This is a genomic window from Methanoregula sp. (assembly GCF_049518935.1).
GTDB lineage: Archaea > Halobacteriota > Methanomicrobia > Methanomicrobiales > Methanospirillaceae > Methanoregula.
The window spans coordinates 1-24,617 of the sequence record NZ_JBEKRH010000023.1 but is presented as its reverse complement, the minus strand read 5'-3'; the positions used below and the strand labels follow the sequence as shown (position 1 = coordinate 24,617).

Here is a 24,617-nt window from a genome sequence, read left to right as displayed (position 1 = left end):
TCACAGAGTGATATACCTGAACATCTTTTTGAAGTCCGGATCCTTGTAAAAGGCACCCTTGATGTCGACAAAGACAACGTCGGGTTTCGCCAGGTGCCGGAGCTCCTCTTTTGCGGATTCCAGGAACTGCCTGTGCGGAACAACAAGGATAAAACCGTCAGCCGGTTTATCGAGTTTTTCGAGGGGTATTACACCCATCCGGGCAATTTCAGCCGGGGTGAGGAGCGGATCATATCCATATACCGTGATCTCCTGCTCCTGCAGGTTCCTGATCAATTCGGTAACCGGGTTGTCCCGCGTATCAGCAACATCCTCTTTATAGGTCAGCCCGAGAATGACAATGCCGGCGTTACGAACGGGTTTTCCACAGGTATTCAGGTGGCCGATGATCAGTTCAGCAATGAAACGGGTCATGTAATCGTTGGTTGCCCTTCCGGCCAGGATCATCTCGGGGCTATAACCCGACTGCTTCGCGGAATAGGCAAGGAAATACGGAACTGTGGGGATACAATGTCCCCCGACAATTCCCGGCGTATACCGGTGGAAATTCCACTTGGTGCCGGCCGCTTCGAGCACGTTTTTCGTATTGAGCCCGAGGCGGTGGAAAATGTACGACAGTTCATTGATGAGGGCAATGTTGACATCCCGCTGGATGTTCTCGACCACCTTTGCCGCCTCCGCCGTGCGGATGTCGGGAGCTGCATATACCTGGGTGATCAGGCTGTAGATCGTTTTCATCTCGAGAGTGGTCTCTTCATCCATCCCGGCTACGATCTTGGTGGTCTTAGCAAGCACATGTTCATCGTCCCCGGGATTTATGCGCTCGGGAGAATAGCCGATCTTGAAATCCCGGCCACAGACATATCCTGATTCGCGTTCGAGGACAGGTTTGAGGACATCCTCCGTCACGCCCGGGTAAACGGTGGATTCGAGGATGACGATGGCACCCTTCTTCATATTCCTGCCGACCGTTTCTGCTGCCGAGCGGACATAGGATAAATCCGGTTCATTGTCCGGAGTAAGAAGAGTGGGAACACAGATCATCACAAAATCTGCCTTTCTGATCTGCGCCGGATCGGCAGTTGCCAGTATGGCCGTCCCTGATTCCTGGATTGTTCTGATCTTGCTCGTATCGATATCAAAACCGAGAGTAGTCACCCTCTGTGAGAACGCCTCAGCGAGGGGAAAGCCCACGTATCCAAGACCGACAATACATACCGTTTTCTGGTGAACAGGTACCTGTCCCGCGTTCTGTTTCCTGTCTGACAGTTCCGGCATGAGAACGAAGACTCCGTGATCAGCTCATTTGGTGTTGGTTTATTTAAGTCCAGTTCTTCCCGATCAAACCGGATAACAGGTGTTTCTTTGATGAGGGTATCGGTTTTACGGTTCGTGCGAAAATTCAGTTCTTTCCGACAAGAAAATGCTGGTGTAACAAGGTGACCTGGTTGTTCGCAGGAAAGATACTTCACTTTTTTTATCGCGCCCCTGATCCGGCGGGGCGGGCGAAAGATAGGTAATTAGTGCAGGAAAACCTATATGCGTACGAACGAGCCGGGGGGAGTAAAAATACAGCATATCATTTCCATCGGGGACTTTGATCGGGACGAGATCGACAACCTGCTGAACCATGCGGCACAGATCGAGAAGAAAAAGTACGATGCGAATGCGCTTGCCGGTAAGATCCTTGCCGTCCTCTTCTTCGAGCCCAGCACGCGGACGCGGATGTCCTTTGAATCTGCAATGGCAAGGCTTGGTGGCACCTCACTCTCGGTTGGCAGTGTCGAAGCCTGCTCTATGGCCAAGGGAGAGACCCTCGCCGACACGGTCCGGGTTGTCAGCGGGTACGCCGATGCCATCGTGATCCGGCACCCCAAGGAGGGCGCGGCGCGGCTTGCCGCGGAATTCTCAACCGTACCTGTCATCAATGCCGGTGACGGGGCGGGACAGCACCCGTCCCAGACGCTCCTCGACCTGTACACCATTCGCCAGTCGATGCCGGTGGAAGGGATTGAAGTGGCACTGATTGGCGACCTGCGGTATGGAAGGACTGCGCACTCCCTTGCATCCGCGCTCTCCCTCTACAATGCCCGGCTCCATACGATCTCGCCCAAAGGCCTTGAACTTCCCGCAACGCTGGCTGCCCAGCTTAAGGAGCAAGGCATGGAGATCACCGAGCACGATTCCATCGAGGACGTGATCGGTGAGGTGGATGTCCTCTATGTCACGAGGATCCAGCGCGAGCGGTTCCCTGATTCTGCCTCCTACTTTAACGTGGCCTCCAGTTACCGGATCACTCCCGAACTGCTCGCCGGTGCAAAGAAGCGGCTCATCGTCCTCCATCCCCTTCCCCGTATCGACGAGATCGATCCACGGGTGGACGAGTCCCCCCATGCCCGGTACTTCGAACAATCGAGAAACGGGGTGCCGGTCCGAATGGCAATGCTGATGCAGGTGATGAAATGAAGATCACCGAGTCGCAGGAAAACGAGGGCCTGCTGGTAAGAAGGATCAAGAATGGTACGGTGATCGACCATATTGATGGCGGCCAGGCACTCAACGTTGTCAAGATCCTCGGGATTACCGGTACGACACAGGAAGCGCTTTCCATTGCCACCAATGTCCCCAGCCACGACATGGTGCGAAAGGATATTGTCAAGCTGACCAACCGCGAGCTCTCAAAAGAGGAGGTGGACCGGATTGCCCTGATCTCCCCACGAGCAACGATCAACATCATCCGTAATTACAAAGTATTCGAGAAGAAAGGTGTCGAGATCCCGACGCTGATCGAGGGGCTGGTCCGATGCCCCAACCCTGGTTGCATATCAAATACCAACGAGCCGATCACGAGTAAATTCGAAATCCTGCCAAAAGGGCTGCATTGCCGGTACTGCGACTGGGTAATCACCCGGGACAATATCACCGGGCATATTATTTAATCTCCATCTGATTTTTTCCCGGAGTTCATACATGTTTCGGGTTCGTCGTGAATTTCACGCCAGCGGCACCGGGATACCACCAGACCGGCTGAACGGCTTTTTTCCAAGCGTGCGCAAAACATTACATCAAATGTCATATCACCACGCCATGATCAGATATCAAAAATAATAAAGTGATGGAATTAAATATCTGTCAATTGATAATTTGGGTAGTGATTATGATGAGATCAAAAAAGTACTTCCTTTTTGCAGGATTGATTATCCTGCTCGCAGCTCTGGCAATGCCGGGTGTTGCTGCATCTGACAGCACCCAGGCGGGTTATATCACGGTAGGTATAGCACCGGTCGCACAATTTGATGCACACTACGCATTCTCCACCGTCCCGACACAAGTCTCATTCACGGATAGCTCCCTTGGGTCAACCCCGATGACATACCAGTGGGACTTCGGCGACGGAGCTACATCCACCGACCAGAATCCCACGCACTCCTTCATCCAGCGCGGAACCTATACCGTAACCCTTACGGTAAAGAACGGATTCGGGACCAGCACCGAGATCAAGAAAGATTACATCAATATCGGCATGGGCCCGAAAGCTGATTTCGTTGCGACCCCGTTAAGCGGCAATGTTCCCCTGAATGTCGCATTCACCGACAAGTCCAATGGCCAGGTAACCGGCTGGATCTGGGACTTTGGTGACGGACAGAGTTCAACCGAACAGAACCCGGTCCACACCTACTGGACGGGAGGTGTCTACAACGTGATCCTGACAACGTCCAATGATTACGGCTCTTCGGATATCACGAAAAACCAGTACATCAATGTTGTCGGCGGCCTGGCATCAAAATTTTCCGCTGACCCGGCAAGCGGCAAGGCTCCGCTGGCAGTCACGTTCACTGACCGCTCCATCGGTTCACCTACCGCATGGAAATGGGATTTCGCTGACGGCACGACATCCACTGACCAGAACCCCGGCCACACGTTCACCACCGCCGGATCGTACGATGTCAAGCTGACCGTTACCCGCGGCACGGACACCGATACCTCGACCCAGACCCTGAATGTTGGCGGCGTACCCAATGCCGATTTCGCGGCCAACCCCACGCAAGCCAGTGTTGGTGATTCGATCGCGTTCACGGACAAGTCTTCAAACTCGCCCACCAGCTGGGCTTGGGATTTCGGAGACACCGCCACATCCACTGACCAGAACCCCGGCCACTCATACCAGCTGAAGGGTATTTACACGGTTTCCCTCACGGCACGGAATGATAACGGCCGGGACACGGAGACTAAGACCAGTTATATCAACGTCGGTGTTGCACCCACGGCACAGTTCATCCCGGTTATCGTCCCGTTCCAGATGAACAAGGTCCCGATGTCGGTGAACTTCGTCGACCAGTCCACCGGTGCCCCGACCTCATGGAACTGGGATTTCGGTGACGGACAGACCTCCGGTTCTCAGAACCCGTCCCACCTCTATCAGAACGTGGGTACGTACACAGTAACCCTTACGGTCAAGAACAACTTTGGTACTGACATCAGGGTCAGGAAAGACCTCATCACGGTCGGTAAAGGCGCAGCGGTTGATTTTACCGCCGATACAACCACGGTCGGTGTCGGCAGGATCGTGACATTCACGGACCTCTCCGCCAACTCTCCCACCCAATGGATCTGGGACTTCGGCGACGGATCAACAGGTACCGGGTCGAACCCTGATCACATCTATCAGGCAACAGGTGTCTACGACGTCACACTGACTGCATCGAACCCCTCAGTCACTGACAGCCGTACCAAGAACCAGTACATTACGGTCATCAATATCCCTCGTGCGGACTTTGTCGCAGACAAAACCCAGGGCAGCGCACCGATGACCATAGCGTTCACGGACAAGACCCTCAACGCACCGACCTCCTGGAAGTGGGACTTCGGCGACGGATCAACATCAGCTGACCAGAACCCAAGCCATACCTACACCACTCTCGGCACGTATACCGTGACCCTGACTGCCTCCAACAAGGACGGAGTGGATTCGACCACCAAGACGAACTATATCTCGACCACTCTCGCACCGTTAGCCAACTTCAAGGCTGATGCACAAGTAGGCAAGGCACCGTTCATTGTCCAGTTTACGGATATGTCAAGCAACAACCCGACTTCCTGGAAGTGGGACTTCGGCGACGGAACCTCGTCATCAGAACAGAACCCCCGCCACATCTACCAGCGCGAAGGCTCGTATGATGTCAGCCTGACGGTAACCAACCAGTACGGCAGTGATACATCCTTCAAATCCGGCAACTCTGCCCCCGCAACGATGACCGTTACCGCGGCACCGACAACTGCACCGGCAGCGGCACCGACGGCAGCAGCCCCTGTTGTTACAACACTCCCGAAGACCACCCCGGCACCCCTTCCGGAGGTAATCTCCGTCATTGCTTCCGTTATTGCAGTTCTGGCAATCGTATCTGCCAACCGGAAATAATCCTTTTTTTATTCTGGCAGCAAACACGCTGACCGTTATAAAATAACAGAGAAAAAAATTAAAGAGAACCTGAGACTGCCGGGTCAAACGTTCGCGCGGACTTCAGCGGAGCATATGCCCGTGGATATCGATCTCTCCCCGGTAGATGCGGGTGCTTGAGATCCAGCGACCATCTTCGGCAAGGACACAGCTGATCTGGTGGATGTCAACTTTCCTTCTCCCGGTCTCGCGCCGGATCCTGTTGATATCGACAGCCGCCGGGAGGGTCTCTTCGGACACCACGATCGCATCAAAATCGGATTCGATAGCCGAACCGTACCGGTCATTCAGCGGTTCGATGGCCCAGAGCACTTTGTATCCCATCGCCGTGATAGCAGTTTCGAGATCTGCCTTCCGCACGGCAAACGGCCGGATCGGATGCACCTTCCGGCTTGCAAACTGGTCGGTGGTAAGGCCGATCACCACATGCCCTGCCGGCCCGGCAAGCTCGAATGAGCGGCCCAGCAGCTGCCGGTGCCCGTCATGCAGGGGATCGAAGGTTCCCCCTACCATAACCTTCATGCTCTTTGATTCTTAATTTCCTATGTTATTATGCGTATGGATGCAGGGATCTCCGGCGGGGCATTATTCAGGGCAGCCAATGCCACGATCATAGGCGATGTCACGATCGGCAGTGACGTGGGAATCTGGTTCGGGGCCGTGATCCGGGCTGACAAGGACCGGATCGTGATCAGTGATCGCTCGAATATCCAGGACAATTGTGTTGTCCATACGAGCAAAGGGTTCCCGACACTCATCGGAAACAACGTGTCCGTAGGCCACGGGGCAATCCTCCACGGGTGCCGGATCGATGACCGGGTGCTCGTCGGCATGGGCGCAATCGTGCTCAACGGGGCCCATATCGGTGCAGGATCCGTGATCGGCGCCGGTGCGGTTATCAAGGAAGGTATGGAGGTACCGGAAGGATCCGTTGTTGTCGGTATTCCCGGCAAGGTTGTCAAGCAGGCAAGCGATGAGCAGCAGAAGCACATCCTTGAGAACGCTGCCTCGTACGTGGCACTCGCGGGAGAGTATGCACGCCATGGGTAACGTGGTGGTCATCGGCGCCGGGATAGCCGGCATCCAGGCGGCACTGGACATTGCAGGGCACGGCATCCATGTGCACCTGGTCGAGCGCGAGCCCTCCATCGGCGGCCACATGGCCCAGCTGGACAAGACGTTTCCGACCAACGACTGTTCAATGTGCATCCTCTCCCCGAAGATGGTGGATGTCGCCCGCCATCCCGATATCACCCTCCATACCTGCGCAACCGTCGAGAAGATCGAAGGTAAGGCCGGGAATTTCCGCGTTACCGTGAAGGAATTTCCCCGGTATATCGATACAACCACGTGCACCGGCTGTGGGGATTGCATAGAGATCTGCCCGGTGGAAGTTTACAACCGGTTCGATGCCGGCGTCGGTGTGAGGAAGGCAATCTACAAGCCCCATGCCCAGGCAGTCCCGGATGTGGTAGTGAAGGACCCGGAGCACTGCATTGAATGCGGGCTCTGTTACGATGCCTGCGGCCCGGGCTCGATCCTGCGCAAGGACGAGGAACGTGTCATCGTCATCGATGCCGTAAGTATTGTCATAACGACGGGATACTCGGTATTCGATGCCCGGAACAAGCCGCAATTCGGGTACCTGGCCCGGCCGGACGTGATCACCAGCCTCGAACTCGAACGGATGATCAATGCCAGCGGCCCGACCGGGGGGAAAGTGCTGCGGATCAGCAGCGGGAAAAAACCCCGTTCGATCCTCTTCATCCAGTGCGTGGGGTCCCGCGACATGACGATCGATCGCCCGTACTGCTCCTGCGTCTGCTGCATGCAGGCGCTGAAGAACGCGATGCTTATAAAGGAGAAAAACCCCGATACGGAGGTGACCATCTGTTACATGGACATCCGTTCCTATGGCAAAGGGTACGAGGAGTATTACGAACGGGCAAAGGCTACCGGAGTCCGGTTTCTCCACGGCATGCCCTCCGATGTGCTCCATGACCGGGACGGCGTGATCGTTCAGGTCGAGGACTCCGAAACTTCACAACTCCACACACTCCGGCCGGAACTTGTCGTTCTCTCCGTAGGAATTGGACCTTCGGATACAGCCGGCCGGTTTGCGGAGATGCTGGGGATCCCCTGTGAGGATACCGGCTTTATCAAACCCATCAACGATGCACTTGACACCACCGGCACTATCCGGCCGGGGATTTATGTGGCCGGGACGGTTACGGCTCCCCGGGACATCCCGGACAGCGTCGCATCCGGTGGATCGGCGGCGATCCGGGCATATATCGATGCAATAAGGACGCGATCAGCGTGATGGAACCGGGCGGGTCAACCACGCTCTGGTGGGACTCCGGGGCAGGGTGCCTCTGCTATATCGAACAGACCCTGCTCCCGAACGAGCTCGTTGTAGTCGAATGCCGTGATATCGGGCGGCTGGCAACCGCGATCCGTCGCCTTGAGATCCGGGGGGCACCAGCTCTCGGGGTTGCCGGGGCCTACGGCGTCGCTCTTGCTACCCTGACGTCACCCTCCACGAGCTGGGAACAATTCCTTGACGATGTGCGGAAAGGAGCGGCGATGCTCAGGTCCACCCGCCCGACTGCCATCAACCTCGCATGGGGGATCAACCGGGTCCTTGCGCTCGTGGAAACGTCTGAAAATAGAGAACAGGCCCGTAAACGCGCCCTTGACGAGGCTGATACGATCTCCCGCGAGGATACTGCCTGCTGCCACGCGATCGGGCACTATGGCGCAGAACTCCTGCCAGAGAGCTGCACGGTCCTCACGCATTGCAATGCGGGAGCCCTCGCATGTTCATCGTGGGGCACTGCGCTCGGCGTGATCCGCTCCGCAGTAAAGGCCGGCAAACAGGTCCGGGTCATAGCGTGCGAGACACGCCCGCTCCTCCAGGGGGCACGCCTCACGGCATGGGAACTGGCCCGGGACGGGATTGATGTCACGGTAATCACCGATTCCATGGCCGCCCAGTTCATGAGGAAAGGGGCGATCGATGCCGTGATTGTCGGTGCCGACCGGATCACGTGCGATGCGGTCTTCAACAAAATCGGGACATATATGCACGCCGTCTGTGCGAAGCACCACGATATCCCGTTCTATGTCGCTGCACCGCTCTCCACGTTTGACGGGAAGAACAGGGAACATGATGTCGTGATCGAGGAGCGGGGCCGGGAAGAGGTCACGACCATGGGGAACCGGACCTTTGTGCCGGATAAGGCTGCCGTGAGAAATCCTGCATTCGATGCCACGCCCATGGAGCTGGTCAGCGCAATCATTATGGAAAATGGGATCCTGCGGCCCCCGGTGAATATCCAGTCATTATTATCCTGTACAAATACCAAATAATTCTCAGTACATTGGACGCTCCACTATGGAACTTGACTTCGGGACCCTGAACAGCCTGCTGTATCTCATCGGAGAACTGACCGTCATCATCATCGTACTTGCAGTGGTCTCCGCATTTATCCTCGTCGTCATCTCGCTCTATTCCATCCGGAAAGGCAGGCTCTATTTCCCCCGGGTCTTAAAGACCGGCCTCGTCCTACTCGAAGGCCTGATGAAAGCGATGTTCCGGTTCTTCGGCCTCGAGGACAGGGAACTGTTCACATTCCTGATCATGCTCCACAACTCCATGAATACTGCTGAATTCACCCGAATCCCGGTTCCGGAGCGGGCGATCTTCATGCCTCAATGCCTGCGGTCATCCCAGTGCCCCGCCCACCTGACACCGGAAGGCCTCAGGTGCCAGAACTGCGGGCGGTGCACGGTTGGCGAAGCCAAAGGAATGCTCGAACGGCTCGGGTACAGGATCTTCATTGTGCCGGGATCATCCTTCATCAAACGGATGGTCAAAAAATACAGGCCGAAGGCGATCATGGGTGTCGGGTGCCTTGCTGAGGTGAAAGAGGGCATTGACATGGCCGACAAGATGGGACTTGTCGTCATGGGCGTCGTGACATTAAAAGAGGGCTGCGTTGAGACCGTAGTCAACTGGGCGGATATCTACGAAGTGGCAGTCCTCGGGATCGACCCGGCCTCAATTCCCGAGGACCTTCATATTCTTGCCAACTAGGTTCCCGCTCTTGATGTGCCCGTGAACAATAATCGTGTCCTCACTCGTTACATCCCCGACAATCACACCGGGACGGAGGATCACCTTTCCACCGGCCTGGACTGAATGGACACTCGCATGGTCGAGGATCGTAACATCGCCATGGGCCACGATCGGGCCCTTGACCCTGCACTGGCTGCCGATAACCGCACTCCAGCAGCTGATATCGAGCGCCACGCTGGAGCGGGGTCCGAGCTCGAGGTTGCCGGTGACGTTAAGCCTGCCCCAGAAATGAGTGCGGGAGGGAACCACAAAGTCACCGTCGACTTTGACATTTCCTTCAAAATACGAGCCTTTCTGGGCAAAATACGTATTCCCTTTCTGAATGAGCGTGGGCATTGGTCTCTAATGGTAACTGTTGACGATAGCAATGATAAACTTGTTGCTTGAAAAAAACCGGCACGGATTGAAGGGGGGGTCCTTTTTTGGCGATACATTCAGACAAGGAAAAGGGCAGATATGGTGAATACGACAAGGGAGGCGAACATGCTGTATTTCAGGAGCCCCGAGGCACCGGATTTCCGGATGCAGGCCGGGGTATCACAGGTAAGGGTGCGGTATGCCGCAACCAGGAGAAGGAGATCGACTATTCCAATCATTGCAAGATACGGGACACCCCACCACCAGAAGGGGATGATACTTGCAGCTGTTGAGAGTACGGTAAACGCAAACGCACAGTACGCGGTTTTTCTCACGCCGATCCGGATCGGGAGTGTCGACGCACCGCCAGCAGCGTCGCCGTCCACATCCTCTGCATCCTTCAGGAGTTCCCGGGCCATGGTGGCAAGGAAGGTGATAACTGCAAGGGGAACCAGGTGGACGAACCCGGCATACCCGGCAAACGCCCCGCCGAAAAGAAACATGCTGCCGGTCAGGTAGGCCACGGCTATATTCCCTGCGAGGGGCATACCCTTCAGCCGGGTGGCATAGAGTACGAGCAGCAGGGAGTTGAAGGCGGCAAACCCGATACAGAGCGGTGTTGTGAAGAAACTGATTGCGATCCCCGCAAGGAAGAGCAGGACTGCATACCACAACGCGGCCCGGCGGGAGACCTGACCTGACGGGATCGGGCGGTCCGAGCGGTTGACTGCGTCGATATCTGCATCGTAACAATCGTTGATCACATTTCCTGCCGCCGTGATGGAAGTGACGATCACGAGCAGGAGGATGACTTCCGGAACGAGCGTTCCGGTGGCAACAAGATACGCGATAACGGCTGCAATACCGGCAACAACTGCATTGACGGGACGCGTGATCCGGAAAAAACCTGCAGCGGTCATTGGATTATTCTCTGATCATCCGGTACATAAAATGCGCGAAAAGTGATTTTAAACGGGCGAGGGGGGATTTGAACCCCCGGCATTCAGCTTAGGAGGCTGACGCTATGTCCGGGCTAAGCCACTCGCCCTGCCCATATCCATTGCAGGGGAATATGTATAAGTTTTGCGCGGTGGAACATCTCTGGCACCATGGATCTCATTGAGGCACGGGAGGGAACTACATCATTCCTTGTCCCGGTCCAGGACGACAGGGCCCAGTTCCCGCCGGGATCCGCCCCCATCTTCTTCAACCGGAGGATGCAGCTGAACCGGGACATCACCATCCTGCTCCTTCCGATCCTCGAACCCTCCGATTACCTCGACGCAATGGGCGCCACCGGTATCCGTGGCCTCCGGGTAGCCAACGAGTGCGGGATACCCGTCACGATCAGCGATCGCGATCCGGTGGCAATCAACCTGATCACCCGCAATGTGGAAAGATCGGGATTACCGGTCACCGTTGTCCAGCGGGATGTGAACGCACTCCTGTCGGAACAGTCCTTCGATGCGGTCGACCTGGACCCGTTCGGGACACCGGCGCCGTTCATCGATACGGGCGTAAAGGGGACACGCCGGTTCCTGTTCGTCACAGCAACGGATACGGCACCACTCTGCGGTGCTCACCTCAAGGCCGGGATCCGGCGGTACAACGCGTTCCCGATGAATACCGAGTACCACAGCGAAGTCGGTCTCCGCATCCTGCTCGGGTTCGTAGTCCGGGCCACTGCACGCTATGACCGGGGAGTCGAACCAGTCTTCTGCTATGCCCGCGAGCATTTCTTCCGGCTCCACACCCGTCTCCTGCGCGGGACCACGGCGGCAGATGACACTCTTGCCCGGCTCGGGTTCGTCCACCAGTGCCGGAAATGCCCGTACCGCGAAGAGGAGCGCTCAATGTTCCCGTCCACCCTCACCTGCCCGCACTGCGGGGAGAGACTCCAGCCCATCGGGCCCCTCTGGCTTGGCCAACTCCATAGCGGGAATATACTGGCCAATCTGCAGCAGCGGTTGACGACCACGGAACCGGGATCAGCAAAAGAGATCACGAAACTGCTGGACCTCTGCGGCGGGGAACTGCCCACCTCGAGCCATTACGATTATCACGTGCTCGCAAAACGGCTGGGCTGCTCACCCCCCAACATCGCCGTGGTACTCAACCGGATCTGTGAGGCAGGGTACCCTGCGACCCGCACCCATTTCTCGGGCTATGGGATCAAGACCGAAGCGCCGCTGCCGGTCATTCTCGATGCGATAGGCACCCGATCATAGGTCAGGTATTCGTTATTCCACAGGGAGGCTGAGGCCCGCCTTTATTCACCCGGTTCCTGTACGATCCCGGGGGAATCCTGATCTTTGTGATTAGGAATGGCGCATTCAACACAGTTAAAAAAACATTGAAAAAAGTGTTCTAATGCTCGACGATGATCGTGAGCAGGTCGCCGTCAATGAGTTTGTGGGTCAACCCAACCCTTTGGCCAGGGTGCTTGACTGACTTTCCCCAGATCCTCGCGTACCGGAATTTTTGCACGAACTCCCGGTGGAGCTTATTACAAACGTCTTCAACCGTGCTCTTCCTCCGGACGATCAGCGGCTCTTCGAGGTCAGCCTCTTCACCAACGGGTTTTAAGTAGACCCGCATGAACCCGAGGCTGTCATAGATCGCATCCTTGAGTTCCTCGGTGTGATAGCCCGCTGCTGCCGATATCATGAGCGGCTGGCTGCCGAACCGGTCGGCAATATCGTGCTCGATCTCAAGATACTGTTCCTTATCCACGAGGTCAACCTTGTTGACCGCGATGAAGGCGGGGATATAGACGCGATTGCCCTGCACTGCATCGATCAGATCGTCCTGCGTAGCGTTCCCGCGGATCAGGATTTCGGCATTCATCATCTTGCTCTCGGCAAGGATGGACCGGACTTCCTCGATATCGAGATCGAGGGTACCAACGGCGTTGAGCCGTATGCCACCCACCGAGGATTTCTTGATGGTGATATCCGGCTTGGGGACGTTGATCCGGATCCCGGCATCATGGAGTTCCTTGAGGAGCACATCAAAATGTCGCTCGTTGAAGACATCCACGAGAATAATAATGATATCAGCACCCCGGACGACCGCGATGACTTCCTTGCCCCGGCCCTTGCCCATCGCTGCGCCGGCAATGAGCCCCGGGATATCGAGAATCTGGATCCTCGCTCCCTTGTGCTCGAGTGCACCGGGAACTACCGTGAGGGTGGTGAACGCATATGCGGCAACCGCGCTCGCGGTGCCGGTGAGTTTGTTGAGGAGCGTACTTTTACCGGTTGAAGGGAATCCGACGAGAACAGCGGTTGCGTCGCCGGACTTCTTGACCTGGTAACCTTCGCCGCCCCCGCCGGCTTTCATCGCGCGGTTGACCGCTTCGTCGCGGAGACGGGCTATCTTTGCCTTGATTCTGCCGATATGCTTTGACGTAGCCTTGTTATACGGGGTTTTGACGAGCTCGTCTTCGAGCTCCTTGATCTGTTCTTCAAGACTACTCATTCCTATATTATTCGCCGCACGTCCGAGATATAGTTGTTTATATCCCGGGTCACATCGGCTTTGCGGAGAGGTGGATTACCATCGCTGCGCATTCGGCCGAAAACCTGCGGCTTTGAGGAGGGCGGACGGCATCCGTAAAAAACTATAAGTAAACTCATCGCCCAGTTTATTAGGCAACTCTGCTGCTATAGTGTAGTCCGGCCAATCATGCGAGCCTCTCACGCTCGCGACTGGGGTTCGAATCCCCATAGCAGCATCCTGTTCTACGGTTGGAATCCACGAGTCCTCTGATTCCAGCATCGCGTTTATTCATAAGCGGACGAAAGTCCCCCTTTCTCTTTCCAGGCCGAGACCATCACTGATCCCTGCCATGGGATCACTAATGTAAAAATGTGAGAGCAGATGGCCGGCCTTACAGGCAGAATACCATCCGTCATTTTTTCAATTTCACCGGACGATTGTACGGTTGGCCCGTCGATCATCAGGATACATTTCCAAAGGAGAGAACCATGAATGGGAATTGAAAATGAAACGGATTATGATATGTCAGAAAGGGGGGGGCCGGGGACGGGGTTTGTCATGTCACCCGGATAAATTGGGGATTATTGATGGTTTTTCCTGAGGAATAAAACCACACATACCAGAGAAATCAGGGAAATTACCGGGGGTAAACTTGATCCATTGGCCGGGGTTGCAACAGCCATTGCTGCTGACTTCGCGTTCTCCTGCTGCAGCCAGGCAGCACTGCTGCTGTCCGATGCCTGCTGCGTAGCAGCCGGTATCGCAAACGTGTCGGCAGTCGTAGGCAGGGGTGTATAAATTCCGGTATCTGTAGGAGCGGTGGTTACTGAGGAAACCGTGATGGCATCCGGTTGCGAAAACGTATTACTACCGTCACTGTTCGATGCGATAAGGGAGACGCTGTATACACCGGGACTGGTGTAACTATGGGACGGGCTCTCATCTGAATCGGTCGTCCCGTCCCCGAAATCCCAGAGCCAGGTGGTAGGGGACCCGGTCGAAGTATCGGTGAACTGGACGGTCAGCGGGGCTGTTCCGGACGTGGGAGTCGCGGTAAAATCCGCTGCCGGACCCGAACCCCCGACTACGATATAATCAGTCTCGGTTGTTGCGTTTTCTCCGAGAGAGTTCTGTTCCGTCAGTGTCACGGAGTACGTCCCGTTGTCCAGATAGGTATAGGTGGGATCTTCCAAGGTGCTGGTATTGCCATCCCCAAAACTCCAGCTCCAGGATGCCGGGGACCCGGTCGACTCGTCCTCAAACTCTACCTCAAGGGGTGCAGCCCCGGATGTCGGTGAGGCGGAAAAGAGAGGCAACGGGACGGTTGTTGCCGCTTCTGCAAATGTGTATTGGTCACCGGACACGGTTGCGGATGTGCCGCTGGGGGTTGTAACGGTGACGTCAACTTGTCCTACGGATGAACTGGCCGGGGTGGTTGCGGTGATCTCTGTATCGCTGACAACCACGACACTGGTAGCTGCTGTGCCGCCAATGGTTACCGCAGTCGCTCCGGTAAAGCCTGTCCCGGTGATGGTTATCGGGGTACCGACGGAAACCGGGCCGTACGTCGGTGAAATGCTTGTCACGGTCGGGATTGTAGTCGTTGCTGCTGTATAGGTGTATTCGTCGGCTGTTGACCTCGCAGATGTGCCGCTTGATGTGCCGCCGGAGGTGATAACGGTGATGTCAACCATTCCGACTGCCTCAGCCGGGGCGGAAGCGGTGATTACTGAATCGCTGACAAATGTATATCCGGTAGCCGCTGTGCTGCCAAACATTACCTGGCTCACATCGCCTTCGTTGCCCTCGGAAAAACCGCTGCCAGTGATAGTCACAACGGTCCCCCCAAGAGTCGTGCCTGACGCCGGTGAGACACTGATGACGGTCGGTGTAGGTGTAGTTGTTGCTGTTGGCGTTGGGGTAGCAGTCGGTGTAGGTGTAGCCGTTGCTGTTGGCGTTGGGGTAGCAGTCGGTGTAGGTGTAGCTGTTGCTGTTGGCGTTGGGGTAGCAGTCGGTGTAGGTGTAGCTGTTGCTGTTGGCGTTGGGGTAGCAGTCGGCGTAGGTGTAGCCGTTGCTGTTGGCGTTGGGGTAGCAGTCGGCGTAGGTGTAGCCGTTGCTGTTGTATTACCATCCGCAGATACTGACGATGTAATAATCCCAAGAACCACAATGGTCAGACAGAAAACCAGAAAAAAAGTTTTAGTGTTCATACTCATCCCAGCCCATGATACATCTGTATCTCACTGTCCGGAAGCAGTGTTACCGGATTGAGTGTTGCCACTATGCATGGCAGCATTTTGTCCGTTCCCCTGGTAGCTGCCATTCCTTGGTCCGCCATGCATCCCGAATGCCGCCATGAGCTGGGCCGTCGTTATGGTGGTCCCTGATGCCGCAGACAACTGTGCTGCCGCGTCTGTGAGGTTTACACGACCCTGGGCCGGGGGGGTCAGGGCATTGGTAAGATCGCTCTCGGACACCCCGAGGGTCTGTGCAGCTGCCGCAACGCGGGTCTCGTTGCTCAGGAAATTCCCTCCGGAGTGCTGACCCTGCATATAAGTTCCGGCCGGTGAAACACCGGTACCCTGCTGGCTGGTGTCTACCGGTGCCGCGGAACCGGCACCCTGATCGGGTGCGCTGTTCCCGGAGGTATCTGTCGGGGACGATACTGCTGCTGACTGGCCGGAATTGTCAGAGGAACTCTGGGTACATCCTGCCACTACTAGGCTCATGATAAGTAACACCGAAGCAATGATGCCAATGTAGCCGCAGTTTTTAAGAAATCCTGGTTTCTGGATCTTCATGGTTAATCACATTCATTAAAGGGAAACCTGTCCAGAGCGAGTGAAACTGTCGGATTTCCCGGCAGACTGGTCTTTCAGTTTCCTTGTAAAGTATATGTAACATTTTGTAAGATAAACGTTTCGATTACTACAACAAACAATACAATTTGTAGAAATCTGTAGAAATCAATCTGATAATAAACCGCTTGTCGACAGAGTGCATACGTGGTCAGGAATAAAACGGAGAAAGTGTTCTCTGGTGTCCGGCTGGCAGCAGCCGGGGTTCGCTGCATTTCCGGAGATCTTTGGCAGAATACGAGAATATGACCCGGTCCGGCCGGATCGTTTACCGGACATTATTCCGGAAGAGGTCCTTATATATCCGGGTTTCCCGTAAGATATGGATGAAAACGGGATAAAAGCAAACGGAACGATTGCCGTGAATATCCGGTGGCGAAGTGCAGAAAGGAACCGGATAATTACGATTAAGACCGGGTCCGGCTACAATCTGATGAGAGTCCTTAAAAAAAGATTATAAATAAGGGGCAATCAGATTGCACGCCATCGCTTGACAACAATATCGTCGCCTTTTTTCTTGATCTCTACCTTGATCGTAGATTCCTTGTATTTTATCTCGTGAATACCGAATTTTTTTGCATCCACGATCCGCTGCAGCGCCAGCATGTCGGTCCGGTGCATACGCTTGAAATCGTCGCCTTCATATATTACTTTTACCATAATCCGCTCTCCCCATGGGCTATATTGCTCAATTGACCAGTGCGCTTATCAATCTTGTGCGATGCGTGTTCCGGGGATTCCGTACAATCCGGATTACGATTAAACCCCATTTTGTGCGTTTTTTGGGGGAAACATTAAATATCGTATCCCAGCATATCCCTATATGAGGAGTTATGAGCAGGGAGAAGATCAAAGTCCCCGGAAAGGTATATGAAGAATTAGTCGCTCTCCAGCGTGAGATTCATTTCACCCAGGATCACCAGGACACTATCAAGAAAGCTGAAGATCGCGGGTATATGAATGCCGCAAACTGGATACGGCAGAATGAACGGGCGTATAAGATTGGATTTGCCTGGGGTTTCGAATCGGATGGCTCAGAGAGCCAGGGTACACTCCGCGACATTCCCGAGCGTGAAGCACCCCCGGTCCGCAGGACAATCTCCCGGTCCCCCCAGACCATACAGCCCCGGTCCGGTAAGAAGTCATCTGGTTCCGGAAGTTCCGGCGGGGTCTTTGCCGGGATAAAAAACTGGCTTGGCAAATATTTCTGATCTTTTTTTCTGCAGCAAGCGTTAATCGGGTGTACACGAAGAAGTCCGTATATGCCAACCTGTGCTGATTGTGCCAGTTACATACCCGGGTTCCCTGACCGGAGTGAATGCCGCATCAATGGAGAGACCTCACCGGATCGCGAGAGCGAACGGTGCCCATCACGCACGTTTATTCCCAAGCCAAGGAAATAATTAGCCGGGTACTCCATCATGCCACGCGAACTCGATGAGAAAGATATTGCGATACTGAAGAAACTTGCACCGGAATGCGGGGACCTGACCTGCTCCGGCTCCGGGCATATGTTCCATTCGATCCTGCCCCCGGTTTCCAACCATTTTTCCGAGGACAGCGACGATTTTATCCGGCGCATCAGCAGTCTCGGTAACGACGAACTCACCTACATTACGGACCTGATCAGGAAGGGCGAAGAGAGCCTCGGGTGCCTCCCGGTAGAGGACGTCGAGGCGCTGGTGCACCTGATCCATGACCGACTCTCTCCTGAAGTCGCACAGAACGTTATCTCAGCATATGAGTCCGGGAATGCCTGTGAGCATTGATCCCGTCACTCCGGACATGCGATTGAAAGATATCACTGCTATCGCAGCCGGGCTGCAGGCCTCGTCGGTCAAAAAACGCAGGGAGTCCGCAGGGGATCTGGGAAAATCGGGTAATCCTTTGGCAATCCCACAACTCGCAGCCGCGCTCTCTGATCCTCACCCGGTGGTCCGGTGTGAGGTTGTGCAGGCACTCGGGCGGCTCGCCGATTCATCCGCTGTTCCCACCCTCATCCATGCACTCGACGATGCCGATCCGGTAGTCCGTGCCGCATCCCTTGCGGCACTCGGGAAGATCAGGGATCCTCAATCTTCAATGGCCGTCATCCGTCTCCTGAAGGACAAGGAGATCGAAGTGCGGATCGGGGCAGCGCTTGTGCTCGGCAGGCTGGGTGACAGGAGGGCGGCCCTGCCACTGAAACACCTGCTGGACGATCCCTTCTCTGAGGTGCGTGAGGCTGCAGAAGCCGCACTCCTCCGCATTGAGAAATAACACACATTCCCTGGGGTAAAAGGTTCCCCCATTTTTATATTCTCACGACGCCACACACTATCTTCAACATCGAGGTCTGTCTATGGATAAGAGCCATTCAATCATGGAAAATCTCATCTCTTTCTTTTCGCTTGTACCGCTGATCCTCTACACCATCGTGGCGATACTGCTGACCGTAATCGCCTTTTTTTCCGTCTGGGACGCACTCCAGCTGATCGCTCAGATGATCGTATCCCGGGACTTCGCCAACGGCCTTGTCAATGTCATCTACGCCCTCCTCCTTACGATCACGATCATCGTTCTGTTTGAGACCGTCACGGTCTATTTCAGGACAAAACGCGTCGAAGTGCGGGCACTCCTCATTGCCGGGCTCACGGGTATGGTGCGCCATGTCCTTGTATACAATGTTGCAACGGTCGACCCTGCCATGTTGTTCGGGACAGTAGCCCTCCTTGCAGTGCTGATTGCCGGAATCGTCCTTGTCAAGCCGGAACCTCTCGGATAACCCTTTTTTACTCCCAGTTTACGGTTGATCCAATCGCGAGGATTTTTTAGTACGCCCGCAGAAGCTCCTGAGAGGAATGGTGAGAGTATCCCCGCGATCATCGAAGCCAAGGATCTGAGAAAGAACTACGGTGCCGTTATGGCCGTGGACGGTATCTGTTTTGAGGTGAGAAAAGGTGAGATCTTTGGGTTCCTCGGCCCCAATGGCGCTGGCAAAACCACAACGATGAAGATGATCACCTGCGTTTCGCCCCGTTCGTCCGGTACGCTCAACGTGCTGGGTATGGACCCGGACAAAAACCCCGCGGAGATCAAGGGGCGTCTTGGCGTAGTCCCGCAGGAAACGAACCTCGATCCCGATTTCACCTGCTTTGGCAACCTCTATTATTTTTCGAGGTACTTCGATATTCCTTCGGAGGAAGCCACGAAAAAAGCCGATGAACTGCTGGCATTTGTCCAGCTGCAGGAGAAACGGGACGTAGAAGTCGAGAAGTTGTCCGGCGGGATGAAGCGCCGGCTGATCCTTGCACGGGCACTCGTCAATAATCCCGACCTGCTCATCCTCGACGAACCCACCATCGGCCTCGACCCTCAGGCCAGGCACCTGATCTGGGAGAAACTCCGGAGCCTGCAGGCACAGGGCAATACGATCGTCATGACTACCCATTACCTTGACGAGGCAGCCCGGCTCTGCGACCGGCTCGTGATCATGGACAACGGGAAGATCCTGGTCGAAGGAGCTCCTGCTGACCTTGTGAAACAGCACGTAGGTCATGAGATTGTCGAAGTGGAGAAATCGGCGGAGGTGATCGCGTGCCTCAGGGAACTCGGGATCCCGTTCGAAGAGACCGGTGACGGAATCCAGATCGCCACGGAATCATCCCGCGAGGTCGCCCGGATCCTGCTCGAGAAGTGCACACCGGGGAAATTCACCACCCGCCCGGCAACGCTTGAAGACGTCTTCTTAAAACTCACCGGGAGGACCCTGAGGGAATGACCATGGCGTCACTCATCTCCATCCCGAGAATCACCCGCCGGGCCGGGAAGGTCTGGCACCGGAACATGGTTGTCTTTGTCCGGACCTGGCAGGTGAACTTCTTCCCGCCCTTAGTGGAAGCGTTGCTCTACCTCTTTGCCATCGGCCTTGGCATCGGGTCGTACGTGCACGATATCAATGGGATCCCGTACGTGAACTTCATTGCCCCGGCCATACTTGCCATCGCGGTCATGAATTCCGCGTTCTTTGAGTGCACCTACGGTTCGTACGTCAGGATGTACTACCAGAAGAGTTTCGATGCCATGATCGCAACCCCGCTCTCGATCGAAGACGTGATAGCGGGCGAACTGCTCTGGGGTGCCACCCGCAGCGTGATCTACGTGATCATCATGCTGCCGGTCCTTGCAGCGTTCGGCGTGATCTCCCTGCCTCTCGCCCTGCTCGTGATCCCGTTCGGGTTCCTCGGCGGCCTGATGTTTGCCGGAATCGCGATGTGCTTTACCGCAATCAGCCCCGGGATCGACACCCTGAACTATCCCTCGTTCCTCTTCATCACGCCGATGTCCCTCTTCTCGGGGACCTTCTTCCCCCTCACGCTGATGCCGGTCTTCCTCCAGTACGTTGCGTTTGCCATCCTCCCGCTCACCCATCTCGTTGCGATCATGCGGATGTTCACCCTGCCGTCGTTCTCGTGGATGATCCTTGTCCATGTCGCATGGATTCTCGTAGTCACCGCAGCCTTCTGCATCCTCTCGATTAACCTGATGCGGCGACGATTGATTGTCTGAAGCGTGCGCTTATACCGGGAACACTTCCAGCCCATTTTTTGCATTCCGGTCATGGGCCGGCCTGACAGGAATGATATTATGTCCTTCCGGCAAGAGTAGGATAAGAGACACCTATGGTCCGCCTGGCGCAACTGTACTTCCTGTACCTTTTTTCCACGGCCGGGCTGATACTCGCCCTGCTCTTCCTTGGCGACGTTGTCTGGCTCTGGCCGGCATTCATGATGATCGGCCTGATCCTCGTGACAAATCTTATTGTCATTGTGCTGCGGTTACACCAGTAACAAGATACAGAAAGGGATTTGTAAAAAGCGCTCATCTGATCAGAATCCGCAGGACATAGAGGATCTCCTCCTCTACCCGCTCCTCGCGGATCACTTCAGCGATATAGCCGTGCCGGGCAAACAGCTCCCGTATCTCTTCAGGCCCGGTCAGTGATGATACCAGCAGGAGTATCCTTCCCCCTTCAGCCAGCACCCGGGAAACACCGGATGCAAACCGTTCGATGGTCTCCCGCCCGGTCTTACCGCCATCAAGGGCATACTCGAGCCAGTCATCGATCCGCTCGTGCGGTTCCGTGGGGAGGTAGGGGGGATTGAAGAGAACGATGTCAAACTTCCCGCGGATCGCATCGAACAGGTTGCAGCGCACGATCCCGACTCCTGCCTCACGGGCACACAGCGCCGCATGCGGGTTGATATCGGTTGCCATAGTCGGGGCCACTTTCGTAAGTTCGGCTGCAATCAGTCCTGAACCCGTACCCACTTCCAGCACCCGATCACCAGGCTTCACTTCCGCCCGGGCTGCATCGAGCAGGAGGTACGTGTCGGCCTCCGGCTGGTACACCTGACAGGGGTCGTAGTGCATAGGTAACAGAATGGTTGGGCGGTATGCGCAAAAAGAGATCGGATGACTGCCGGGACAGATAGATCGGAGTATTACCGGGTAAAAAATCCCATATCGAAATTATAGAGTATTTATACCATATACTCACCGGAGGTTTATATGAGAGAAATGCCGCCCATTTCTTCCGAAAGGAGAAGCAGCGGTGATGTGAGTATGCACCTATTCGGGACCCGGTTGAAAATGAGAGAAGAATATTATGGTAATTACCAGTATATTGGACTCTGACGGGTAAACAGTCAGGATTTCCAACTTTTTTTTAATTTTCCTGATATTTGGGATCCATTTTTTCTGGGATCACCGTCCGCCATATTCCCTTATGACCTCCCCGCTTCATACGACTTAGTGACAACAATGGACAGCAGCAGGATCTTCCTCAATATAGCGTTCTGGATCGTCTTCTCGTTCGCCTTCGACGCAGTGAGCGGCTTTCTCTTCCCCGACATGTCGATGGACGCTACACTCTTCCTCTGGTTTATTGGTCTCTGTACCGGCACGTTCCTCTTCAACGCGGCATGGTACTGGTTCACCATCCGCCAGCGATAGAAAACCTGGCTGAGTTCAGGTCCGGGAACAGGTTCCCGGACGTTACGCGGACATGATCAACCGATGCAGGCCGGTGAAACACTCCTGCACCGGGAAAAAGAGGGTCAGGGAATATTTGCAATCGTTGCAAAATCCTCAAGGTACAGTTCCTCGGGCCTGCTTTTGAGAATCTCTTCCGGCAACGCGGCGATTACGCGCCCGACCCAGGCCTCGCCAAGCATGCTGCCGACCGCACCCCTGAGACCATTGCGCACGGTCTTGCGACGGTGCGAGAAAAGCGCACGGACCACGTCCGCGTACAGCCGACGGTCGCCGATAAAGAAGATCGGGTCCCGGGGAAAGATCTTCACTACCGTGGAATGCACCTGTGGTCGCGGCGAGAAGCACTGCGGAGGAAGCCGGAAGCAGGTCTGCACGGCCGCATAGGTCTGCACCATAATGGAAAGCCGTCCGCAGTCTTTTGTCCCCGCCTTTGCCACCATCCGCTCGGCAAACTCGGTCTGGAACATCAGCACCGCGACCTCGAATCCCTGCAGCAGCAGACGGAACGTGATCTTGGAGGAGGCAGAATAGGGAAGGTTGGAGACCGTGATATCGAACGGTGGGATCTCGCAACGGGTGGCATCGCCATGCTGGAGCGTCAGCTGACCGGATTCGATCTCTTCAGAAAAGGTATCGGTGAGCTGTTCGCAGAGCATCCCGTCAAGCTCTATCGCATGAAGGATGGCACCGCGGTTGAGCAGGGCACGGGTTAACACCCCGTTGCCCGGTCCAATCTCGAGCACATTCTTCCCCTGCACCTCTGCAAGGTCTGCTATGCGGTTTACCGCGTTCGTGTCAATGAGGAAGTGCTGGTCGTGGTGCGCTTTCATTTCGTGGTAAAGACGTGGTATTTGACGTCCTTGTCCTGGAGCTCCTCAAGGATCCGTGCCAGGATCATCTTCTCGGGATGTGGTATTGCCTTGATCCTTGCCGAGATATCGGCAAAATTCGCAAACGGCTTCTTGTTCCGCTCTTCGAGGATCTCCCACATCAGTTTCTTGCCGATGCCTGGCAGGAGGTGGAGCATGTGAAGTTTCGGCGTGATCGAGATCGCTTTGTTGAAGAACAGGACAAAATCCTGTTCCCGCTCCTTGATAATCTTCTCAATAATGAACGGGAGTTCGCCTTTTGCGGTCTGGGTCAGGTCGTCATACCCGATACGGCGCTTAACGCGCTCGACCTTCTCCCGCTCGGCATCACCGATATAGACCTTCTCGTACAGCTCAATCCTGACCGTGGGTTTTGGTACCAGTTCAAGAAGTTTGAACTGCTCAAGACCCATAGCCTGGACAAGCGGTTCCCGCTTGAATGAGGGGCGGGGATCGTCCGCGTGCCCTTTCATAAGCACATCCAGTACGATCGCGTTGACCTCTTTTTTCTCCGCCTTCACAAGACCACACCTCAGAAGTGTGTCGTTACCAGTTCTATAATCGTATCGATCTCTTCCGGAGATAAGGTAAAGCGCTCTTTTGCAAAGATTGCCCTCACTTCATCCCGTGTCTTGGGCATGATGTTGGCAATCCGGAACGCAATCTCCGGCTTCATCTTTTCGAGCCTGGAGAGTTCAGTCACCAGCTCCCGGGACTTCTCGGGACTGGTCTTTGCAAGCTGATTGGCATGCTCGATACTGCGCCGGAACTCGTAAGACATCTCCTTTTCGGCGGCGATCCGTTCGGATTCCACCCGGAGGAGGACGCTGCGCATCTCGGGGAGCGTAACCTTCTCTTCGCTAACTATACCCTTGACTTTGATGCCAATCACCTGACAGACAATTTACTTTTGTGCTTTTAGATGTTGTGGTCGTGCAATGACGATTTTGTCGGCGTTACCGTCGCGGATAGTGAGCATCCACGCCCGCCCGCGCTGACCAAGGACTGTTCCTGTCAGGCCGTGGAAACGGCGGTGGGGCATTCCTTTCTGGACACTGGGGTTACAGACAACGTGTACCCTGTCACCAATCTCAAATCTCTGGATAACGCAGGTGCACGGTGGCAGCCCCCGCTCTCTTAAATCTTTCTTGAACTTATACCGGGTTTTCTTTCGTGGACCATTGTGATGTGCCATGTTATTCTCCCTCCTGTGCTCCTTCAACCTGTGTAACGTCGAGGCTGGTGACGTGAGCCGTTCTTTTCAGGATCTCGGCAAGACTTGGTTGGGTTCTGCCTGAGTCCCCGGATACGAGTTCTTTGATGTAGAGGCCGGCTTCGCCCAGGACTTCGACAACAAATTTGCCGTCCTGTTCCCCCACACACTCGATATCGAGGAC

General features: G+C 55.3%; 29 protein-coding genes, 2 tRNA genes and 1 pseudogene. 17 read left to right on the top strand and 15 right to left on the bottom strand.

The window, feature by feature from the left end; translation table 11 throughout:
* Complete coding sequence (locus ABSE13_RS11370; protein WP_424028628.1) at positions 1-1,278, bottom strand: nucleotide sugar dehydrogenase; 1,278 nt, start codon at positions 1,276-1,278, stop codon at positions 1-3.
* A gap of 291 nt (positions 1,279-1,569) precedes the next feature.
* On the opposite strand from ABSE13_RS11370, the gene pyrB reads away from it, so the two are divergent.
* The 3 genes from pyrB (at position 1,570) to ABSE13_RS11355 (ending at position 5,419) form a co-directional block, all read left to right on the top strand.
* Entirely contained in the window at positions 1,570-2,466 is an 897-nt protein-coding gene (gene pyrB, locus ABSE13_RS11365) for an aspartate carbamoyltransferase (protein ID WP_424028640.1), read from the top strand.
* Positions 2,463-2,939, top strand: coding sequence for an aspartate carbamoyltransferase regulatory subunit (pyrI, locus tag ABSE13_RS11360; RefSeq protein ID WP_424028627.1), 477 nt, complete (start codon positions 2,463-2,465; stop codon positions 2,937-2,939). The genes pyrB and pyrI overlap by 4 nt, the downstream gene beginning before the upstream one ends.
* Positions 2,940-3,157: 218 nt before the next feature.
* Positions 3,158-5,419: a PKD domain-containing protein gene (locus ABSE13_RS11355; RefSeq protein WP_424028626.1), complete on the top strand. Its 2,262-nt coding sequence runs from the start codon at positions 3,158-3,160 to the stop codon at positions 5,417-5,419.
* Positions 5,420-5,521: 102 nt separating this feature from the next.
* Here ABSE13_RS11355 and ABSE13_RS11350 read toward each other — a convergent pair whose 3' ends face one another.
* Positions 5,522-5,980 (bottom strand): phosphopantetheine adenylyltransferase, encoded by a 459-nt coding sequence (locus ABSE13_RS11350; protein WP_424028625.1) that lies wholly within the window; start codon positions 5,978-5,980, stop codon positions 5,522-5,524.
* Between the two features lie 36 nt (positions 5,981-6,016).
* Between ABSE13_RS11350 and ABSE13_RS11345 the strand changes: the two genes are divergently transcribed.
* The 4 genes from ABSE13_RS11345 to ABSE13_RS11330 are packed head-to-tail and all read left to right on the top strand — an operon-like array spanning position 6,017 to position 9,557.
* Entirely contained in the window at positions 6,017-6,508 is a 492-nt protein-coding gene (locus ABSE13_RS11345; RefSeq protein ID WP_424028624.1) for a gamma carbonic anhydrase family protein, read from the top strand.
* Entirely contained in the window at positions 6,501-7,781 is a 1,281-nt protein-coding gene (locus ABSE13_RS11340) for an FAD-dependent oxidoreductase (RefSeq protein ID WP_424028639.1), read from the top strand. The genes ABSE13_RS11345 and ABSE13_RS11340 overlap by 8 nt, the downstream gene beginning before the upstream one ends.
* A complete protein-coding gene (gene mtnA / locus ABSE13_RS11335) occupies positions 7,781-8,830 on the top strand; it encodes an S-methyl-5-thioribose-1-phosphate isomerase (protein ID WP_424028638.1) in 1,050 nt (349 codons plus the stop codon). Before ABSE13_RS11340 ends, mtnA begins: the two co-directional genes overlap by 1 nt.
* Before the next feature lie 25 nt (positions 8,831-8,855).
* Positions 8,856-9,557, top strand: a complete 702-nt coding sequence (locus tag ABSE13_RS11330; protein ID WP_424028623.1) for a DUF116 domain-containing protein — start codon at positions 8,856-8,858, stop codon at positions 9,555-9,557.
* On the opposite strand, the gene ABSE13_RS11325 is transcribed toward ABSE13_RS11330, so the two are convergent.
* From ABSE13_RS11325 to ABSE13_RS11315, 3 genes are all read right to left on the bottom strand, one after another.
* A complete protein-coding gene (locus tag ABSE13_RS11325) occupies positions 9,522-9,935 on the bottom strand; it encodes a polymer-forming cytoskeletal protein (protein ID WP_424028622.1) in 414 nt (137 codons plus the stop codon). The two genes, ABSE13_RS11330 and ABSE13_RS11325, sit on opposite strands and share 36 nt — an antisense overlap.
* A 98-nt stretch (positions 9,936-10,033) precedes the next feature.
* Positions 10,034-10,876: a geranylgeranylglycerol-phosphate geranylgeranyltransferase gene (locus tag ABSE13_RS11320; protein WP_424028621.1), complete on the bottom strand. Its 843-nt coding sequence runs from the start codon at positions 10,874-10,876 to the stop codon at positions 10,034-10,036.
* Positions 10,877-10,929: 53 nt separating this feature from the next.
* Positions 10,930-11,004: transfer RNA gene (locus tag ABSE13_RS11315), tRNA-Arg, on the bottom strand.
* 61 nt (positions 11,005-11,065) lie between these two features.
* On the opposite strand from ABSE13_RS11315, the gene ABSE13_RS11310 reads away from it, so the two are divergent.
* Complete coding sequence (locus tag ABSE13_RS11310) at positions 11,066-12,184, top strand: tRNA (guanine(10)-N(2))-dimethyltransferase (protein ID WP_424028620.1); 1,119 nt, start codon at positions 11,066-11,068, stop codon at positions 12,182-12,184.
* Positions 12,185-12,323: 139 nt separating this feature from the next.
* Here ABSE13_RS11310 and ABSE13_RS11305 read toward each other — a convergent pair whose 3' ends face one another.
* On the bottom strand, positions 12,324-13,436 hold the full coding sequence (locus tag ABSE13_RS11305) for an OBG GTPase family GTP-binding protein (RefSeq protein WP_424028619.1): 1,113 nt from the start codon (positions 13,434-13,436) through the stop codon (positions 12,324-12,326).
* A gap of 181 nt (positions 13,437-13,617) precedes the next feature.
* Here ABSE13_RS11305 and ABSE13_RS11300 point away from each other — a divergent pair.
* Positions 13,618-13,692, top strand: a tRNA-Glu gene (locus tag ABSE13_RS11300).
* A gap of 346 nt (positions 13,693-14,038) precedes the next feature.
* Here the strand turns inward: ABSE13_RS11300 and ABSE13_RS11295 are convergent.
* The 3 genes from ABSE13_RS11295 to ABSE13_RS11285 all read right to left on the bottom strand — a co-directional run bounded on the left by ABSE13_RS11295 (position 14,039) and on the right by ABSE13_RS11285 (position 16,975).
* On the bottom strand, positions 14,039-15,625 hold the full coding sequence (locus tag ABSE13_RS11295) for a PKD domain-containing protein (protein WP_424028618.1): 1,587 nt from the start codon (positions 15,623-15,625) through the stop codon (positions 14,039-14,041).
* 72 nt (positions 15,626-15,697) lie between these two features.
* A complete protein-coding gene (locus tag ABSE13_RS11290; RefSeq protein WP_424028617.1) occupies positions 15,698-16,258 on the bottom strand; it encodes a hypothetical protein in 561 nt (186 codons plus the stop codon).
* A gap of 528 nt (positions 16,259-16,786) precedes the next feature.
* The gene (locus ABSE13_RS11285) at positions 16,787-16,975 is read right to left on the bottom strand and encodes a hypothetical protein (protein WP_424028616.1); all 189 of its coding nucleotides are present in this window, start codon (positions 16,973-16,975) and stop codon (positions 16,787-16,789) included.
* Positions 16,976-17,148: 173 nt separating this feature from the next.
* On the opposite strand from ABSE13_RS11285, the gene ABSE13_RS11280 reads away from it, so the two are divergent.
* The 7 genes from ABSE13_RS11280 to ABSE13_RS11250 all read left to right on the top strand — a co-directional run bounded on the left by ABSE13_RS11280 (position 17,149) and on the right by ABSE13_RS11250 (position 21,144).
* Positions 17,149-17,526, top strand: a complete 378-nt coding sequence (locus tag ABSE13_RS11280; protein WP_424028615.1) for a hypothetical protein — start codon at positions 17,149-17,151, stop codon at positions 17,524-17,526.
* 210 nt (positions 17,527-17,736) lie between these two features.
* Complete coding sequence (locus ABSE13_RS11275; protein ID WP_424028614.1) at positions 17,737-18,084, top strand: hypothetical protein; 348 nt, start codon at positions 17,737-17,739, stop codon at positions 18,082-18,084.
* Positions 18,074-18,574, top strand: a complete 501-nt coding sequence (locus ABSE13_RS11270; protein ID WP_424028613.1) for a HEAT repeat domain-containing protein — start codon at positions 18,074-18,076, stop codon at positions 18,572-18,574. The genes ABSE13_RS11275 and ABSE13_RS11270 overlap by 11 nt, the downstream gene beginning before the upstream one ends.
* An 82-nt stretch (positions 18,575-18,656) precedes the next feature.
* Positions 18,657-19,079 (top strand): phosphate-starvation-inducible PsiE family protein, encoded by a 423-nt coding sequence (locus ABSE13_RS11265; protein ID WP_424028612.1) that lies wholly within the window; start codon positions 18,657-18,659, stop codon positions 19,077-19,079.
* Between the two features lie 24 nt (positions 19,080-19,103).
* Positions 19,104-20,075 (top strand): ABC transporter ATP-binding protein, encoded by a 972-nt coding sequence (locus tag ABSE13_RS11260; RefSeq protein WP_490356176.1) that lies wholly within the window; start codon positions 19,104-19,106, stop codon positions 20,073-20,075.
* 2 nt (positions 20,076-20,077) lie between these two features.
* Positions 20,078-20,863, top strand: coding sequence for an ABC transporter permease (locus ABSE13_RS11255; protein ID WP_424028611.1), 786 nt, complete (start codon positions 20,078-20,080; stop codon positions 20,861-20,863).
* A gap of 113 nt (positions 20,864-20,976) precedes the next feature.
* Positions 20,977-21,144 carry a hypothetical protein gene (locus ABSE13_RS11250; RefSeq protein ID WP_424028610.1) on the top strand — a complete coding sequence of 56 codons (168 nt, stop codon included), beginning with the start codon at positions 20,977-20,979 and terminating at the stop codon, positions 21,142-21,144.
* Positions 21,145-21,175: 31 nt separating this feature from the next.
* On the opposite strand, the gene ABSE13_RS11245 is transcribed toward ABSE13_RS11250, so the two are convergent.
* The gene (locus tag ABSE13_RS11245) at positions 21,176-21,727 is read right to left on the bottom strand and encodes a HemK2/MTQ2 family protein methyltransferase (RefSeq protein WP_424028609.1); all 552 of its coding nucleotides are present in this window, start codon (positions 21,725-21,727) and stop codon (positions 21,176-21,178) included.
* 381 nt (positions 21,728-22,108) lie between these two features.
* Between ABSE13_RS11245 and ABSE13_RS11240 the strand changes: the two genes are divergently transcribed.
* A complete protein-coding gene (locus ABSE13_RS11240) occupies positions 22,109-22,309 on the top strand; it encodes a hypothetical protein (RefSeq protein ID WP_424028608.1) in 201 nt (66 codons plus the stop codon).
* A gap of 104 nt (positions 22,310-22,413) precedes the next feature.
* On the opposite strand, the gene rsmA is transcribed toward ABSE13_RS11240, so the two are convergent.
* The 5 genes and pseudogenes from rsmA to ABSE13_RS11215 form a co-directional block, all read right to left on the bottom strand.
* A complete protein-coding gene (gene rsmA, locus ABSE13_RS11235; protein WP_424028607.1) occupies positions 22,414-23,181 on the bottom strand; it encodes a 16S rRNA (adenine(1518)-N(6)/adenine(1519)-N(6))-dimethyltransferase RsmA in 768 nt (255 codons plus the stop codon).
* Positions 23,178-23,741 carry a DUF655 domain-containing protein gene (locus tag ABSE13_RS11230; RefSeq protein WP_424028606.1) on the bottom strand — a complete coding sequence of 188 codons (564 nt, stop codon included), beginning with the start codon at positions 23,739-23,741 and terminating at the stop codon, positions 23,178-23,180. Before ABSE13_RS11230 ends, rsmA begins: the two co-directional genes overlap by 4 nt.
* An 11-nt stretch (positions 23,742-23,752) precedes the next feature.
* The gene (locus tag ABSE13_RS11225; protein WP_424028636.1) at positions 23,753-24,103 is read right to left on the bottom strand and encodes an RNA polymerase Rpb4 family protein; all 351 of its coding nucleotides are present in this window, start codon (positions 24,101-24,103) and stop codon (positions 23,753-23,755) included.
* A gap of 21 nt (positions 24,104-24,124) precedes the next feature.
* Positions 24,125-24,415: a 50S ribosomal protein L21e gene (locus tag ABSE13_RS11220; protein WP_424028605.1), complete on the bottom strand. Its 291-nt coding sequence runs from the start codon at positions 24,413-24,415 to the stop codon at positions 24,125-24,127.
* A 1-nt stretch (position 24,416) separates the two neighbouring features.
* Positions 24,417-24,617 (bottom strand): annotated as a pseudogene (locus ABSE13_RS11215) (tRNA pseudouridine(54/55) synthase Pus10); the annotation flags it as partial.

Coding starts and splice junctions, on each gene's coding strand:
- ABSE13_RS11355 (WP_424028626.1), top strand. CDS start 3,158: ATGATGAGATCAAAAAAGTACTTCCTTTTTGCAGGATTGATTATCCTG.
- ABSE13_RS11325 (WP_424028622.1), bottom strand. CDS start 9,935: ATGCCCACGCTCATTCAGAAAGGGAATACGTATTTTGCCCAGAAAGGC.
- ABSE13_RS11245 (WP_424028609.1), bottom strand. CDS start 21,727: ATGCACTACGACCCCTGTCAGGTGTACCAGCCGGAGGCCGACACGTAC.
- ABSE13_RS11290 (WP_424028617.1), bottom strand. CDS start 16,258: ATGAAGATCCAGAAACCAGGATTTCTTAAAAACTGCGGCTACATTGGC.
- ABSE13_RS11305 (WP_424028619.1), bottom strand. CDS start 13,436: ATGAGTAGTCTTGAAGAACAGATCAAGGAGCTCGAAGACGAGCTCGTC.
- ABSE13_RS11275 (WP_424028614.1), top strand. CDS start 17,737: ATGCCACGCGAACTCGATGAGAAAGATATTGCGATACTGAAGAAACTT.
- ABSE13_RS11255 (WP_424028611.1), top strand. CDS start 20,078: ATGGCGTCACTCATCTCCATCCCGAGAATCACCCGCCGGGCCGGGAAG.
- ABSE13_RS11320 (WP_424028621.1), bottom strand. CDS start 10,876: ATGACCGCTGCAGGTTTTTTCCGGATCACGCGTCCCGTCAATGCAGTT.
- ABSE13_RS11330 (WP_424028623.1), top strand. CDS start 8,856: ATGGAACTTGACTTCGGGACCCTGAACAGCCTGCTGTATCTCATCGGA.
- pyrI (WP_424028627.1), top strand. CDS start 2,463: ATGAAGATCACCGAGTCGCAGGAAAACGAGGGCCTGCTGGTAAGAAGG.
- ABSE13_RS11340 (WP_424028639.1), top strand. CDS start 6,501: ATGGGTAACGTGGTGGTCATCGGCGCCGGGATAGCCGGCATCCAGGCG.
- ABSE13_RS11250 (WP_424028610.1), top strand. CDS start 20,977: ATGGTCCGCCTGGCGCAACTGTACTTCCTGTACCTTTTTTCCACGGCC.
- rsmA (WP_424028607.1), bottom strand. CDS start 23,181: ATGAAAGCGCACCACGACCAGCACTTCCTCATTGACACGAACGCGGTA.
- ABSE13_RS11280 (WP_424028615.1), top strand. CDS start 17,149: ATGAGCAGGGAGAAGATCAAAGTCCCCGGAAAGGTATATGAAGAATTA.
- ABSE13_RS11265 (WP_424028612.1), top strand. CDS start 18,657: ATGGATAAGAGCCATTCAATCATGGAAAATCTCATCTCTTTCTTTTCG.
- mtnA (WP_424028638.1), top strand. CDS start 7,781: ATGGAACCGGGCGGGTCAACCACGCTCTGGTGGGACTCCGGGGCAGGG.
- ABSE13_RS11370 (WP_424028628.1), bottom strand. CDS start 1,278: ATGCCGGAACTGTCAGACAGGAAACAGAACGCGGGACAGGTACCTGTT.
- ABSE13_RS11220 (WP_424028605.1), bottom strand. CDS start 24,415: ATGGCACATCACAATGGTCCACGAAAGAAAACCCGGTATAAGTTCAAG.
- ABSE13_RS11350 (WP_424028625.1), bottom strand. CDS start 5,980: ATGAAGGTTATGGTAGGGGGAACCTTCGATCCCCTGCATGACGGGCAC.
- ABSE13_RS11285 (WP_424028616.1), bottom strand. CDS start 16,975: ATGGTAAAAGTAATATATGAAGGCGACGATTTCAAGCGTATGCACCGG.
- ABSE13_RS11310 (WP_424028620.1), top strand. CDS start 11,066: ATGGATCTCATTGAGGCACGGGAGGGAACTACATCATTCCTTGTCCCG.
- ABSE13_RS11345 (WP_424028624.1), top strand. CDS start 6,017: ATGGATGCAGGGATCTCCGGCGGGGCATTATTCAGGGCAGCCAATGCC.